This is a genomic window from Phenylobacterium sp. VNQ135 (assembly GCF_049445735.1).
Taxonomy (GTDB): domain Bacteria; phylum Pseudomonadota; class Alphaproteobacteria; order Caulobacterales; family Caulobacteraceae; genus Phenylobacterium.
Window position 1 is genome coordinate 328,162 of the sequence record NZ_JBMSDS010000003.1, and the last position, 13,013, is coordinate 341,174.

Annotated in this window: 15 protein-coding genes and 1 tRNA gene; 10 read left to right on the forward strand and 6 right to left on the reverse strand. The window is 69.7% G+C overall.

Annotation, left to right across the window (positions count from 1 at the left end; genetic code table 11):
- Positions 1-12 precede the first annotated feature (12 nt).
- Entirely contained in the window at positions 13-411 is a 399-nt protein-coding gene (locus tag ACO2Q0_RS12785) for a DUF805 domain-containing protein (protein WP_423351892.1), read from the forward strand.
- Here ACO2Q0_RS12785 and lipB read toward each other — a convergent pair.
- The gene (gene lipB / locus ACO2Q0_RS12790) at positions 408-1,127 is read right to left on the reverse strand and encodes a lipoyl(octanoyl) transferase LipB (protein WP_423351893.1); all 720 of its coding nucleotides are present in this window, start codon (positions 1,125-1,127) and stop codon (positions 408-410) included. The two genes, ACO2Q0_RS12785 and lipB, sit on opposite strands and share 4 nt — an antisense overlap.
- A gap of 11 nt (positions 1,128-1,138) precedes the next feature.
- On the opposite strand from lipB, the gene ACO2Q0_RS12795 reads away from it, so the two are divergent.
- The 7 genes from ACO2Q0_RS12795 to ACO2Q0_RS12825 all read left to right on the forward strand — a co-directional run bounded on the left by ACO2Q0_RS12795 (position 1,139) and on the right by ACO2Q0_RS12825 (position 6,413).
- The gene (locus ACO2Q0_RS12795; RefSeq protein WP_423351894.1) at positions 1,139-1,447 is read left to right on the forward strand and encodes a FliM/FliN family flagellar motor switch protein; all 309 of its coding nucleotides are present in this window, start codon (positions 1,139-1,141) and stop codon (positions 1,445-1,447) included.
- 59 nt (positions 1,448-1,506) lie between these two features.
- Positions 1,507-1,591, forward strand: a tRNA-Leu gene (locus ACO2Q0_RS12800).
- 94 nt (positions 1,592-1,685) lie between these two features.
- Positions 1,686-1,934 carry a GIY-YIG nuclease family protein gene (locus ACO2Q0_RS12805; RefSeq protein WP_423351895.1) on the forward strand — a complete coding sequence of 83 codons (249 nt, stop codon included), beginning with the start codon at positions 1,686-1,688 and terminating at the stop codon, positions 1,932-1,934.
- 93 nt (positions 1,935-2,027) lie between these two features.
- Positions 2,028-3,458, forward strand: coding sequence for a magnesium transporter (gene mgtE, locus ACO2Q0_RS12810; RefSeq protein ID WP_423351896.1), 1,431 nt, complete (start codon positions 2,028-2,030; stop codon positions 3,456-3,458).
- 73 nt (positions 3,459-3,531) lie between these two features.
- Positions 3,532-4,767 carry a lysozyme gene (locus ACO2Q0_RS12815; protein WP_423351897.1) on the forward strand — a complete coding sequence of 412 codons (1,236 nt, stop codon included), beginning with the start codon at positions 3,532-3,534 and terminating at the stop codon, positions 4,765-4,767.
- Positions 4,768-4,839: 72 nt separating this feature from the next.
- The gene (locus tag ACO2Q0_RS12820; protein ID WP_423351898.1) at positions 4,840-6,006 is read left to right on the forward strand and encodes an isovaleryl-CoA dehydrogenase; all 1,167 of its coding nucleotides are present in this window, start codon (positions 4,840-4,842) and stop codon (positions 6,004-6,006) included.
- Positions 6,003-6,413 (forward strand): DUF3574 domain-containing protein, encoded by a 411-nt coding sequence (locus tag ACO2Q0_RS12825; protein WP_423351899.1) that lies wholly within the window; start codon positions 6,003-6,005, stop codon positions 6,411-6,413. Before ACO2Q0_RS12820 ends, ACO2Q0_RS12825 begins: the two co-directional genes overlap by 4 nt.
- Here ACO2Q0_RS12825 and ACO2Q0_RS12830 read toward each other — a convergent pair.
- Positions 6,410-7,186: a thioesterase family protein gene (locus ACO2Q0_RS12830; RefSeq protein ID WP_423351900.1), complete on the reverse strand. Its 777-nt coding sequence runs from the start codon at positions 7,184-7,186 to the stop codon at positions 6,410-6,412. The genes ACO2Q0_RS12825 and ACO2Q0_RS12830 overlap by 4 nt on opposite strands.
- Positions 7,183-7,614, reverse strand: a complete 432-nt coding sequence (locus ACO2Q0_RS12835; RefSeq protein WP_423351901.1) for a hypothetical protein — start codon at positions 7,612-7,614, stop codon at positions 7,183-7,185. Before ACO2Q0_RS12835 ends, ACO2Q0_RS12830 begins: the two co-directional genes overlap by 4 nt.
- A 314-nt stretch (positions 7,615-7,928) precedes the next feature.
- On the opposite strand from ACO2Q0_RS12835, the gene ACO2Q0_RS12840 reads away from it, so the two are divergent.
- Positions 7,929-8,651, forward strand: a complete 723-nt coding sequence (locus tag ACO2Q0_RS12840) for a glutathione S-transferase N-terminal domain-containing protein (RefSeq protein WP_423351902.1) — start codon at positions 7,929-7,931, stop codon at positions 8,649-8,651.
- Here ACO2Q0_RS12840 and ACO2Q0_RS12845 read toward each other — a convergent pair.
- Genes ACO2Q0_RS12845 through ACO2Q0_RS12855 form a run of 3 tightly spaced genes read right to left on the reverse strand, consistent with a single transcriptional unit; the run spans position 8,648 to position 11,812 of the window.
- Positions 8,648-9,631 (reverse strand): helix-turn-helix domain-containing protein, encoded by a 984-nt coding sequence (locus ACO2Q0_RS12845; RefSeq protein WP_423351903.1) that lies wholly within the window; start codon positions 9,629-9,631, stop codon positions 8,648-8,650. The genes ACO2Q0_RS12840 and ACO2Q0_RS12845 overlap by 4 nt on opposite strands.
- Before the next feature lie 56 nt (positions 9,632-9,687).
- Complete coding sequence (locus tag ACO2Q0_RS12850) at positions 9,688-10,596, reverse strand: SDR family NAD(P)-dependent oxidoreductase (protein ID WP_423351904.1); 909 nt, start codon at positions 10,594-10,596, stop codon at positions 9,688-9,690.
- A 40-nt stretch (positions 10,597-10,636) separates the two neighbouring features.
- Positions 10,637-11,812 (reverse strand): CaiB/BaiF CoA transferase family protein, encoded by a 1,176-nt coding sequence (locus ACO2Q0_RS12855; RefSeq protein WP_423351905.1) that lies wholly within the window; start codon positions 11,810-11,812, stop codon positions 10,637-10,639.
- A 53-nt stretch (positions 11,813-11,865) separates the two neighbouring features.
- Here ACO2Q0_RS12855 and ACO2Q0_RS12860 point away from each other — a divergent pair, with 53 nt between their 5' ends.
- A complete protein-coding gene (locus tag ACO2Q0_RS12860) occupies positions 11,866-13,011 on the forward strand; it encodes an acyl-CoA dehydrogenase family protein (RefSeq protein ID WP_423351906.1) in 1,146 nt (381 codons plus the stop codon).
- The last annotated feature ends 2 nt before the right edge of the window (positions 13,012-13,013 follow it).

The following is a 13,013-nucleotide window of genomic DNA, read 5'->3' on the forward strand; positions in this document are numbered from 1 at the left end:
CGGGGGCGCCAGATGGGCTTTTCGGAGCTATTCCTCTCGGCGAACGGCCGCGCTTCGCGCCTGCCGTCGCTGATCGCCGCCGTCGTGCTGCTGGCCCTGGCCGCCCTCTATGAGGCGCTGGTGGAGGGCATGCTGCCGCGGCTGCTCACCGGCTGGCTGGTCTATCCCGTGCTGATCTACTGCGGCGCCTGCGTGCTGTCGAAGCGGCTGCACGACCGCGGGCGCTCGGGCTGGTGGGCGGCGCTGATCCTGCTGTCGATCGCCGCGTGCTGGCCGCATCCGGCCAACTTCCTGGACTTCGCCTTCTTCCTGGTTCTGCTCTGGGCGGTGGTCGAGCTGGCCGTGATGCCGGGCGAACCCGGCGCGAACCGCTACGGGGCCAATCCGCTGCGGCCCCTGGCGCCGGCCTAGAGCGGCGCCTCGGCTTCGGCGACCTCGCCGAACACCTGCCGGAAGCTGGCCTTCAGCGCCGCGTCGGCCTCGTCCATGGTCACCGGCAGGCCCAGGTCCACGAGGCTGGTCACCCCGTGCTCGGTCTGGCCGCACGGCACGATCCCCGAAAAGTGGGAGAGGTCGGGCTCCACGTTCACGGACACCCCGTGGAACGACACCCAGCGGCGCAGCTTCACGCCGATGGCGGCGATCTTGTCTTCCCGGGTCGGCGCGCCGGGCGCCCTGCGTTCGACCCAGACGCCCACGCGGCCGTCGCGGATCTCGCCCTTCACGTTGAAGGCGTCCAGGGCGCCGATGACCCACGCCTCCAGCGCTGCGACGAAGGCGCGCACGTCGCGCCGGCGCTTCGTCAGGTCGAGCATCACGTAGGCCACGCGCTGGCCGGGGCCGTGATAGGTGAACTGGCCGCCCCTGGCGCTCTCGAACACCGGGAAGCGGTCAGGCTGCAGCAGGTCGCCCGACTTCGCAGAGACGCCGGCGGTGTAGAGCGGCGGGTGCTCCAGCAGCCAGATGAGTTCGCCCGCGCTTCCGTCCGCGATCGCCGCCGCGCGCGCCTCCATCGCCGCCACCGCGGCGGGATAATCCACGTAGCCCTTCGAAACCGCCCAGCCGGCCGGGGCGTCGTCCTCGCGGCCGAAGGGCAGGGCGGCAGGGTTTAACGTGCGGTCAAGCATGTTCCTCCAATGTGGGCGTCCGGCCTGCTTCGCGCAAAGCCCTCAGTTCTGTCTGGAGTGTCCCTCACGTGTCTCAGGTCAAGGCCGTCAACGTCGAGATCCAGGTCGTGCTGGGCCGGGCTACGATCCCGATGGCGCAACTGCTGCGCATGGGCCGCGGCGCGGTGATTCCGCTCGACACGACGGTGAACGAGGAAGTCTGGATCCTGGCCAACAACCATCCGGTCGCTCGCGGCGAGATCCAGATCGCCGAAGACAAGATCGCCATCGCCGTGACCCGCGAGGCGAACGTCTACGACTACATGGCCGGCGGCGCCTAAGTTACGCTCCGCACTTCACAAAGCGATTGGCGTTTGCTACCTGCCGCGCCTCACCACGAGCGGTCGTGGCGGAATTGGTAGACGCGCAGCGTTGAGGTCGCTGTGGGGCAACCCGTGGAAGTTCGAGTCTTCTCGACCGCACCATCCTGCTTCGCCCCACGGGGCTTCGCAGGATCGGGCTCAGAGGTGGGTGGGCGAGGCAGGATGCCCTGCGAAGCCTTGGCGTAGCAGGGCGCTCTTGCACTACGTCTATCTGATCAGGAGCATCAGTGAACCCGCGAGGCGCTACATCGGCGTGACGTCGGATCTTCGCTCCAGGATCAGCGAACACAACGCCGGAAAGTCTTCGCACACCGCCAAGTACACGCCGTGGGAGCTCGTTACCTACCTGGCCTTCTCGGATCGGCGCCGAGCCGAGGCGTTCGAGATTTCCTTGAAGTCCGGTTCCGGCCATGCATTCGCTCGGAAGCGGCTGTGGCCGCAATGACCTCGCCGAGATGCTGATTGCGATTCAGCGCTGAATCAGGGCCTTAACTTTTCAACGAGCTAGTCTGTCCGAACCGTAGCCAGGGAGGTCCGCATGAGCCGTGAAACGGACGACCTCACCCAGCTCGACAGAAAGCTTCCTCCCGAGATCGACGAAGACCTGGAAGACCTCGCGCTCGGCGAGGACTACGCGCTCAATCCCGAATTCGTGTCCGACGTGGTGGACGCGCTGGACCGCGGCGACGCCGAGCGCCTGCGCGAGCTGCTGGGGGCTCTGCACCCGGCCGACGTCGCCGACCTGATGGGCTTCCTCTCGGCGGACGCCCGGGAGGAGCTGGTCCCACACCTCGATCCCGAGACGCTGGCCGAGATCCTGTCCGAGCTGGACACGGAAATCCGCGAGGCGGTTCTGGAACACGTCCCGTCCGCGACGCTGGCCAAGGCCATCGGCGAGATGGAATCGGACGACGCCGCCGACGTCGTCGACGACCTGGAGGACGACAAGCGCGCCCAGGTGCTGGCCGCGATGCCCGAGATCGACCGTGCGACCATCGAGGCGACGCTGGCCTACGAGGACGAGACCGCTGGCCGCCTCATGCAGCGCGAGGTGGTGGCCGCGCCGCAGTTCTGGACCGTCGGCCAGGCGATCGACCACTTCCGCAAGGAGGTGGACGACCTGCCCGAGCTGTTCTTCGACGTCTACGTGGTCGACCCCAGCTACAAGCCGGTGGGCGCCGTCCCGGTCAGCCAGCTGCTGCGGTCCAGCCGGGCCGTGCCGCTGGCGCAGATCATGGAGCCGGTCACCGAAATCCCGGTCGACATGGACCAGGAAGAGGTCGCCTACATCTTCGACAAGTACCACCTGATCTCGGCGCCGGTGGTCGAGCCGGGCGGCCGGCTGGTGGGCCAGATCACCGTCGACGACATCGTGGGCGTCATCCAGGAGGAGGGCGAGGAGGACATCCTGGCCCTCGCGGGGGTGTCCGACGCCGGCCGCGACGCCGGCGTGTTCGGCATCGTCCGCTCTCGCATCCCGTGGCTGATGATCAACACGGTGACGGCGGCGGTGGCGGCGAGCGTCATCGGCGCCTTCCAGGGCGAGATCCAGAAGCTGGTGATCCTGGCCGCGCTCTACCCGATCGTCGCCTCGCTGGGCGGCAACGCCGGAACCCAGACCCTGGCGGTGGCGGTGCGCGCCCTGGCCAGCCGCGAGCTTTCGGCGTTCAACGCGCGCCGCACGGTGCTGCGGGAGGTCGCCGTCGGGCTCCTGAACGGCCTGGCCCTGGCGGCGGTCACCGGCGGCGTGATCTACCTGCTCTTCCACGACCTGCGGCTGACCAGCGTCTTCGGGCTGGCGCTGGTGATCAACCTGTCGGTCGCGGCGCTCGCCGGCGCCGTCGTTCCCTTGATCCTGGAGCGGATGGGGCGCGACCCAGCGGTTTCATCCTCGATTTTCGTGACGTTTGTCACGGATTTCACAGGCTTCTTCGCCTTCCTGGGACTCGCCGCCCTCATTCTGCTGTAAGTGGCGTGGCAATTGCGGCGGGGGCGCACAGGCTCCGTCCGTCTGTGTCGTTTTGGGTCAATGTCTTAGGGCCATGCGTCCGCGCCACCGCGTCTCCCGGAACGCCATCGAGCTGATCCAGCGGTTCGAAGGCTATCGCCGCAAGGCCGCCCGTCTCGCCGACGGGCGCTGGACGATCGGCTATGGCCATACGCTGACCGCCCGCGAAGGCGCGGAGGTGTCCGAGGAGGATGCCGAAGCCCTCCTGATCTACGACCTGATCGCCGTCGCCCACGCGGTGAACGAGAACGTCTTCACCCCGCTCACCCAGAACCAGTTCGACGCGCTGTGCAGCTTCGCGTTCAACCTGGGGACCGACGCCTTCCGCACCTCGCAGGTGCTGGCGCGCCTGAACGCTGGCGAGACGCTGCAGGCCGCCTGCGCCATGGAGCTGTGGCGCAAGGTCGAGTTCGAGGGCCGCCGCATCGTCCTGGACGCCCTGGTCCGCCGCCGCGCCGCCGAGAAGACCCTGTTCCTGACGCCGCCCGGCGACGCCTGGCCGGCCGCGCCGTCGCCGGTGCTGCGCCCGCTGGTGGACCTCGACGCCCGAGAGCTCGTGCCGGCCGAGCGCCCGACGGAGCTTTCCGCTTCGCTGGACGGCGAGACCGTGCGGATCAGCCGCGAGGGCGACCCCGAACCTGTCCCGCCTCCTGTCGAAGACGAGGCGCCTGGCGGCGAGGCCGGCGAGACCCTGCGCGCCGCGGCCGAGGCCGTGACCAATCGCCTGCAGGCGATCTTCCCGGAGGGCGACCCCGAACCGGCGTATGCGCCTCAGGCGCAATGCGAGCCGGCCGCGGCGCCCGAACCGGCGCCAGCGCCGCAGCCGGCGCCTGAGCCGCATCCGGCAGCCGAAGCGGCGGCAGAGCCCGCCGTCGCGCCGGAAGCCCCCTTGGAACCGGCCGAGGCGTTCGAAGCCCCTGAGCCGGCGAACGACGCCCACATCGTCCCGGAACCCGCGGAGACGCCGCTGCGGCGGGTCGTGATCGACGACACCGCCGTCCACGAGTTCATCCCAGCCCGCGTGGCCCCGCTGCCGCGCAAGAAGGAGAACGGCGGCCTTACGATCGATCTGGCGCTCGCGCTGCTGGGGCTGGCCTTCTTCGGCTTCGGCCTGTTCTGGGGCCTCAATGCGAGGTCCGGCGCGCCGTCGCCGGGCGTCGCTGCGCCCCTCGTTGTCGCCTGGGCCTCCGGTCTGGCCGGCGTGGGCTTCTCCGTCGTCGCGGTGTTCCGCCTGCTGGAGCGGCTGGGCCGGATGTCGGATCGGAACTAGGCCGCGCCCGGGCGCGACCAGACGCTGACGCTCCCTCCTGACGTTCCGGGCGACGCGTGCTAACTCGCCGCCATGATCCCGAACCACGGACCCAACCTCGAATTCGGCCTCGGAGAGTCGGCGGACATGATCCGCGAGACCACGGCCCGGTTCGCTTCCGACAAGATCGCGCCGCTCGCGGCCGAGATCGACCAGACCAATGAATTCCCGCGCCACCTCTGGCCCCAGATGGGCGAGCTGGGGCTCCACGGCGTCACCGTCGAGGAGGAGTTCGGCGGGCTGGGGCTCGGCTATCTCGAGCATGTCGTGGCCATGGAGGAGGTGTCGCGCGCCTCGGCCTCGGTCGGCCTGAGCTACGGCGCCCACTCGAACCTGTGCGTGAACCAGCTGCGCCGCTGGGGCACGGAGGAGCAGAAGCGCCGCTACCTGCCCAAGCTGATCTCGGGCGAGCACGTGGGCTCGCTGGCCATGAGCGAGGCGGGCTCGGGCTCGGACGTGGTCTCCATGCGGCTCAAGGCCGAGAAGAAGGGCGACCGCTACGTCCTGAACGGCACGAAGTTCTGGATAACCAACGCGCCGCACGCCGACACCCTGATCGTCTACGCCAAGACCGATCCCGACGCGCAGAGCCGCGGCATCACCGCCTTCATCATCGAGAAGGACTTCAAGGGTTTCCGAGTCTCCCAGAAGCTCGACAAGATGGGCATGCGCGGCTCCGACACCGGCGAGCTGGTGTTCGAGGACTGCGAGGTGCCGGAAGAGAACGTCATGGGGCCGCTGAACGGCGGCGCGGGCGTGCTGATGAGCGGCCTGGACTATGAGCGCGCGGTGCTGTCGGCGGGTCCGCTGGGCATCATGCAGGCCTGCATGGACGTCGTCCTGCCCTACGTCCGTGACCGCAAGCAGTTCGGCAAGCCGATAGGCAGCTTCCAGCTCATGCAGGGCAAAGTGGCCGACATGTACGTGGCCCTGAACTCGGCCCGCGCCTACGTCTATGCCGTGGCCAAGGCGTGCGACGCCGGCATGACGACCCGCTTCGACGCGGCGGGGGCCATCCTGATGGCCAGCGAGAATGCGGTGAAGGTGGCGCTCGAGGCCATCCAGGCCCTGGGCGGCGCGGGCTATACGAAGGAATATCCCGTCGAGCGATTCCTGCGGGACGCGAAGCTGTACGACATCGGCGCCGGCACCAACGAGATCCGGCGCTTCCTGATCGGACGGGAGCTGGTGGGCGGATGAGGTTGGCGGGGGCCGTGGTGCTGGCGATGGCGGTGGCGGGTTGCGCCACCGCGCCGGCGCCCTCGTGCCCCGCCGGCCAGGAGCACATGCGCACGGCTCAGCTCTTCCTCGGCGGTGCGCCGCGCGGGGCGGGAGGCGGCTCGCGGGTGCGGGAAGCGGACATCCGCACGTTCGTGGACCAGGAAATCACCCCGCGCTTCCCGAACGGCGTCACCGTCCTGGATGGCGGCGGCCAATGGCGGGGCGACGAGAACCGCCTGATCCGCGAGGCGCAGAAGGTGGTGCTGATCGTCCTGCCGCCGGCGCGGGGCGCCCAGGATCGCCTGGACGCGGTGCGCAGCGCCTACAGGGCGCGGTTCAAGCAGGATGCGGTGCTGGTGACCCAGGCCGCCTGCGTGGCGGTCTAGCGCCGCTCGATCACCAGGCTCTGCTGGGCGACGCCGAAGTAGCCGTGGACGTCGGCCAGCCGGGTCATGGCGAGGCCGCCTCCGTCCGGGGAGAGCCAGCTCACCGCGTTGGACAGGATCCATTCTCCGCGCGGCATGCGGGCGAAGCTCACCGTCAGGTCGCCGTTGATGAAGGTCCACTCCTCGAACGGCAGGACGGACGAGATGCCATTCGAGAAGTCCGCGACCGCCGCGGCGCGGATGGCCGGCGTCATGGGCTGGCGGAGGATCGTCGGGCGATGCTGCCGGAACCAGTTGGCCGCCGGTCCCGGCTCCCCGAAGCCGCCGCGCACCGAGCGCATTTCGAAGTTGCCGCCGAAGTTGTTGGGCGTGCCCAAGCGGGTGGGCGAGGGGGCTCCGGTGTCCGGCAGGCCCTCGTCGAGCGCCGGCAGGAACTCGCCGGGCAGCGGCAGGTCGGTTTCCCGAACCTTCAGCACCGTGCCGCGGGTCACCTCGACGCCGTTGGCCGACAGCCGCACCTCGAGGAGCTGGATCTTCCGACCCTGGCGCAGCACTTCGGTCTCGATGGCCAGCTCGCCGACGGGCACCGGCCGCAGCAGGTCGATGGTCAGGCGCGCGATCCGCATCGGGGCGGGCGCTTCCACCTGTTCGGCGGCCCAGGCGATCAGGGCCGACGGGGCTCCGCCGTGCATCAGGCCCGGATCCCAGGGGCCAGCCGCCCACGGCGTGGCGCGGGCGACCGCGCCTTCCACTTCGAAGACAGCGTCGGTCATGCGGGGATGGTCTCGAGGGTCAGCTCGGAAAGGGTGATGTCCACGGCCGTGGCGAATACCGTGGCCATCGGATGGAAGGAAGGCGGCGTTTCACGGCGCCGGCGCGGGCCGTCCGGCATGGGCCCGCGGCGACCCAGGCTATGCATCGGCGGCCATCTCGAAGATTCCTCCGCGACCAGCGCATTGTCGTCGCCGTAGGCGCGGAGCTGCAGGCGGTCGCCGCGAGCGTCGGGCGTGCGCGTGAGCCACACCAGCTCCTTGGCCGTGCCGGCGGGCAGCAGGCGGGCGAAGACGCCTTCCACAGCGCATAGGGCGGGCATGCCGTGGCGGCTGTCGAGGCGGGCCTCAATGCGGCTGGCGGCGCCGTGGGCGAGGCGGGCGGCGAAGCTTTCCGCGGCTTGGGCGAGGCGATCGAGCGGCTTGGTCATGGTCTCGGGTCCTTCAGTGCAGGTCCCGGCCGGGCGCGAAAGCCAAATAAAAACCCCGCGTCCTGGCCGGAGCGGGGTTGCTGATGCTTGCTGATCTTGGCGGTTCGTCAGGCCGCGCGGGATCGCCCCCGTCCGTTATGGAGGGTGGTAATCATCATCGTCGCGGTCAGGCGCGGAGTGCGCATGGGCTTCGAAAGAGTCCTACGAACAGGGCGAGGACTGCTTAGCGCATCGAAGCGCGGCTGGAAAGCGCAGGCTGGCTGACCCAGAGGAAGTGCAACTAAATTGACGGTTCGCAGATCCGGAGAGCCCGCATGATCGACCTGCACTTCGTGGCGACGCCCAACGGCCAGAAGATCAGCATCGCGCTGGAAGAGCTGGAGCTTCCCTACCGGGTCATCAGCTACGACATCTTCGAGGGCGACCAGCACGCCCCGGAGTTCGGCCGCATCAACCCGAACCACAAGCTGCCGGCGATCGTCGACCAGGACCCTTCCTTCGGCGGCGGGCCGCACGCGGTGTTCGAGTCCGGGGCCATCCTGCAGTACCTGGCCGAGAAGACCGGCAAGCTGCTGCCGCGCGATCCGCGCCAGCGCAGCGTGGCCATCCAGTGGCTGACCTGGCAGGTCGCCGGGCTGGGGCCCATGGGCGGGCAGGCGGCGCACTTCGTCCGGTACGCGCCCGAGAGGATCGAGTACGCCATCGAGCGCTACACCAAGGAACTGGCCCGGCTGATGCAGGTGCTCGAGCGGCGGCTGGGCGAGGCCGAGTACCTGGCGGGCGACGAATATTCCATCGCCGACATCGCCGTCTGGCCAGGCCGCGCGGCGGCCGGGACCATGAGTATCGACCTCCAGCAGCAGTATCCGAACACCTGGCGCTGGTTCAGCAAGATCGCCGAGCGTCCGGCGGTGATACGCGGCCGCGACGCCGAAAAGGCCGTGCCGGAGAAGTACCTGCAGAAGAAGGCCAAGCTGACGCCGGACCAGTGGTCCAACATGTTCGGCGAGCGCATGCACAAGGCCGTGCGGCTCTAGGTGGCGGGGCGCGCCCTCAGGTCATCCCAGATCGCCAGCACGCCGAGCTGCGACAGCGCCGCGAACATCCGGCGAAGATGCATGGTGTTCTCGACGGCGAAGCGGATGGAGCCGGGCCTGGCGAGCGCCTTGGCCGGGGCGATGACGCCCGAGCCGGCGCGCTGCAGCCAGCCGGCGTCCAAGAGCAGTCGCACATGCCGCCGGGCGGTCTCGCGCGGGAGGCCCACGCGCTCGGCCAGTTGGCTGACCCGCACCGGCCGGCGATGGGCGTCGTAGAGGAAGCCGCGCGGGTCCAGCATCTCAGGGGACTCCGGGCGCAGGCCCAGGTGTTCGGTATTGCTGCGGACGACCTCCAGAAGCAGCAGGGCGGAAAACAGGTCGTGGAACTCCGCCTGCGCCAGGTCCAGGGCCCGAAGGACATAGTCGGTCGCCAGCCTCGCCACGGCGCGGAGCGGCAGGAACCCGCCGTCGTGCTCGATGGTCGGCGCCGGCAGGCCCTCCAGGGCTCCGAGATCGGACAGCGTGGCGTGGAAGACCCTGAGCCGCTCATAGGCGGCGTACGCTTGGCGCAGATAGGGCTCGGAGAGCAGGATCTCCGTCGGCACCACCACGCCCGCCGGCTCGATGCGGCAAAGGCCCGCCGCTTTCAGGGCATGGACGCGGCGGCGGACCGTCTCGAACGGCAGGCGCAGCGAGCTGGCCAGGGCGTTGATGCTGACCGGCCGCCGCATCTCGTCAGGCGGGGGCGTGTGCGCGGACGCCAGCTCCACCTGAAGGTCGGCCCGGGCGCTGACCTGCGCGACATTGGCCTGGGTGATGGTGCTCAGTAGCAGGGCGTCCAGCGGATGGCGGCCATCGCGGGCGAGGGTGACCACATCGAGCAGGTAGGCGATCGACGCGCGGTTCAGCAAACGCCGTCGTTCGGCCTCGTAGGATTGGGCGTCGGGGCGGGGGAGCGGGCGAGGTTCGCGCGCGGTCATGGTTAAGCTTTAGCAGAAGTCCGCCCCGTCGTCCCGTGCGCCCTATGGCTGCGCCCTCACACCGGATCGTAGGGGAAGACGGACGCCGTCGCGCCCAGGTCGGTGAAGCTCGCCTGCATGGCAGGGAACCCCTGAGCGATCAGGTCCGCGGGTGACCAGCCCTCGACCTTGGTCACCGACTTCACGGGCCGGGGCTGGCTGAACAGCACCACTTCGTTCCCGCGGGCGGCGAACACCTGGCCGTTCACGTCCGAGCCCGCGAGCGCGACGGCGAGCTGGGCGACCTGATCGGCGCGCATGAAGTTCTTCATCCGCTCGACGCGCTGCGCCGACGCCTCGTCCTTGACCGGGATGGTGGCGATCATCCGGGTCCAGGCGAAAGGCGCGATGATGTTGGAGCGGACGTTCTTGGCCGCGCCTTCCATGGCGACGATGCGCGAGAGGCCCATGACGCCCAGCTTGGCGGCGGCGTAGTTCGCCTGGCCGATGTTGCCGATCAGGCCCGAGGTCGAGGTGAAGTGGACGTAGGAGCCGTCCTGCTGATCGCGGAAGTGCTCGACGGTGGCGCGGGTGACGTTGAAGGCGCCCCGCAGATGCACCTGGATCACCGCATCCCAGTCGGCCTCGTCCATCTTGTGGAACATCTTGTCCCGCAGGATGCCGGCCGGGTTCACCACCGCGTGCAGCCCGCCGAAGCTGTCCATGGCCTGTTCGAACATGCGCCGGGCGCCGGCCATGTCGGCGACGCTGTCCGAGTTGGCGACCGCCTCGCCGCCGGCCGCGCGGATCTCCTGGGCGGTCTGCTCGGCGGGGCCCGCGTCGCCCAGGTCGCCGCCCGACACGCCGCCGCCAAGGTCGTTGACGACCACCTTCGCGCCTTCCCTCGCCGCCAGCAGCGCGCACTCCTTGCCGATGCCGCCCGCGGCGCCCGTGACCAGCACAACCTTTCCGCTCAGAACGCCCACGTCGTGTCTCCCGATGTTGTCAGCGACCGCTGCGACGCGGTCAGGTGAGGGCTTCGACCTGCTGCGGGGACAGGCCCGCGGCAAGCAGGATTTCGCGCGTGTGTTCGCCAAGCCTTGGCGGCATGCGCACCGGCGGGCGCTCGCCGTCGATCAGGACGGGCACGCCGGTCATCCGCAGGGTCGAGCCATCCGCCTGCGGCAGGGTTTCGAAAAGTCCGACCGCTTCCAGGTGCGGGTCGGCGATCAGGTCGTCGAGGCTCTTCACCGGGCCGTTCGGCACTTCGAGCCGCTGGAGAATCTGGCTCCATTCGGCGGTGGTGCGGGTGACGAGGATCTCGCTGACGATGGCGTAGAGCGCCTCGATGTTCTCGGTGCGCGGGCCGACGCCGTCGAAGCGCGGATCGTCGGCGACTTCGGGTCGGCCCGCGGCCTCGAAGAAGCTCTTCCAATGCTGGTCGGTGTAGGGCAGCACGCAGATGTGCCCATCGGCGGTGGCGAAGGGCCGCCGCTCGGCCGTCATCACCCGCGGATAGGCCGCGGGGCCCTTCGGTGGATCGAAGTGGCGGCCATACAGGTGCTCCACGGCGGTATAGGCCACCAGGTTCTCGAACATCGGGACCTCGACGTAGGCGCCGACGCCGTCGCGCTGCTGGCGGACCACCGCGGCGAGGATGGCGATGGCGCCGGCCATTCCCGCCGTCTTGTCCGCCGCCGACGTGGGCAGGTAGCCCGGCGCGCCGGACCGCTGCCCCTGCAGGTCGGCCAGGCCGCACATGCCCTGGATGATGTCGTCGTAGGCCGGACGGCCGCCGTAAGGGCCCGTCTCGCCGAAGCCGTGCAGGCAGGCGTAGACGAGGCGCGGACTGCGGGCGCGCAGCGTTTCGGGATCGAGGCCAAGGGCGCGCATCTTCTGCGGCCGGTTGTTGTGCATCAGCACGTCGGCGCCATCGACGAGGGCTAGCAGCGCCTCGCGCCCCGCGTCGGTCTTCAGGTCGAGGACGATGCTCTTCTTGTTGCGGTTGGCGCCCAGGAACACCGAGGCCATGTCGGGCTCGGCGCGCGGCCCGATGCGCCGGGTCGTGTCGCCGGCCGGCGGCTCGACCTTGATCACCTCGGCGCCGAAGTCGGCCAGCCATTGGGCGGCGTAGGGCGCCATGAGCACGGCGCCCAGGTCCAGAACTCTCACACCGTGCAGCGGCAGCGTCTCGAGACTCATGCGGGAAGCTTAGTTGGTTGACGCAGCGGCGGCCCAACTAGGATCGCGCCGGCATGCTGGAAACCCTCGATCTCGCGATCATACCTCCGGAAGACGAGGCGCTGCGCGAGCCCGTGCGCGCGTTCCTGGCCGAGCGGCTGGCGGGCGTGCCGCCGGCCCGCCGCGCCCGGACCTGGATGGGCTTCGACGCCGACTTCACCCGGGCGCTCGCGGAGAAGGGCTGGGTGGGCCTCACCCTGCCCAAGGACTACGGCGGCGGCGCGCGGAGCCACTTCGCCCGCTTCGTGCTGATCGAGGAGCTGCTGGCCGCCGGGGCGCCGGTCGCCGCCCACTGGATCGCCGAGCGGCAGAGCGCGCCGCTGATCCTGCGTTACGGAAGCGAGGACCAGAAGCGGAAGATCGTGCCGGCGGTGTGCCGGGGCGAAGCCTTCTTCTGCATCGGGATGAGCGAGCCGAACTCGGGCTCCGACCTCGCCAGCGTGCGGACGCGGGCGGAGAAGGTCGCCGGCGGCTGGAAGCTGTCGGGAACCAAGATCTGGACGACCTACGGCCACAAGGCGCACTACATGATCGCCCTGGTGCGGACGAGCGGGACGCCGGAAGACCGAAGCGGGGGACTCTCCCAGCTCCTCATCGACCTGAACACGCCGGGCGTCACCGCTCGGCCTATCCGCGATCTGGCGGGCGACGAGCATTTCTCGGAAGTGCATTTCGACGACGTGCTGCTGCCGGAAGACGCCCTGCTCGGCCGCGAAGGCGCGGGCTGGGAGCAGGTGAACGCCGAGCTCGCCTTCGAGCGCTCAGGTCCGGAGCGGATCTACTCGTCCACCGTGCTCGTGGATGCCTGGCTGGATTACGTGCGGGGACGCGGCGACGTGACCGAGGCGGAGCGCGTTCTAGCCGGGCGGCTGCTGGCGGAGCTTTCGGCGCTAAGGAACATGTCGCTGTCCGTCACCGCGATGCTGGCGGCGGGCAAGAGCCCCGTGGTCGAGGCCTCGATCGTGAAGGACCTGGGAACCGGATTCGAGCAATCGATCCCGACGCTCATCGCCGATCATCTGGCGGGCCGAGAGGACGCGCCCGAGAGCCTGCTCGCGACTCTGGAATACCTCGGCGGCATGTGCCCGACGTTCTCGCTCCGGGGCGGCACGCGCGAGATCCTGCGCGGGATCATCGCCCGCGGCCTGGGCCTGAGGTGAGG

Coding starts and splice junctions, on each gene's coding strand:
- ACO2Q0_RS12815 (WP_423351897.1), top strand. CDS start 3,532: ATGCGTCCGCGCCACCGCGTCTCCCGGAACGCCATCGAGCTGATCCAG.
- ACO2Q0_RS12835 (WP_423351901.1), bottom strand. CDS start 7,614: ATGACCAAGCCGCTCGATCGCCTCGCCCAAGCCGCGGAAAGCTTCGCC.
- ACO2Q0_RS12820 (WP_423351898.1), top strand. CDS start 4,840: ATGATCCCGAACCACGGACCCAACCTCGAATTCGGCCTCGGAGAGTCG.
- ACO2Q0_RS12830 (WP_423351900.1), bottom strand. CDS start 7,186: ATGACCGACGCTGTCTTCGAAGTGGAAGGCGCGGTCGCCCGCGCCACG.
- ACO2Q0_RS12825 (WP_423351899.1), top strand. CDS start 6,003: ATGAGGTTGGCGGGGGCCGTGGTGCTGGCGATGGCGGTGGCGGGTTGC.
- ACO2Q0_RS12840 (WP_423351902.1), top strand. CDS start 7,929: ATGATCGACCTGCACTTCGTGGCGACGCCCAACGGCCAGAAGATCAGC.
- lipB (WP_423351893.1), bottom strand. CDS start 1,127: ATGCTTGACCGCACGTTAAACCCTGCCGCCCTGCCCTTCGGCCGCGAG.
- ACO2Q0_RS12845 (WP_423351903.1), bottom strand. CDS start 9,631: ATGACCGCGCGCGAACCTCGCCCGCTCCCCCGCCCCGACGCCCAATCC.
- ACO2Q0_RS12855 (WP_423351905.1), bottom strand. CDS start 11,812: ATGAGTCTCGAGACGCTGCCGCTGCACGGTGTGAGAGTTCTGGACCTG.
- mgtE (WP_423351896.1), top strand. CDS start 2,028: ATGAGCCGTGAAACGGACGACCTCACCCAGCTCGACAGAAAGCTTCCT.
- ACO2Q0_RS12860 (WP_423351906.1), top strand. CDS start 11,866: ATGCTGGAAACCCTCGATCTCGCGATCATACCTCCGGAAGACGAGGCG.
- ACO2Q0_RS12785 (WP_423351892.1), top strand. CDS start 13: ATGGGCTTTTCGGAGCTATTCCTCTCGGCGAACGGCCGCGCTTCGCGC.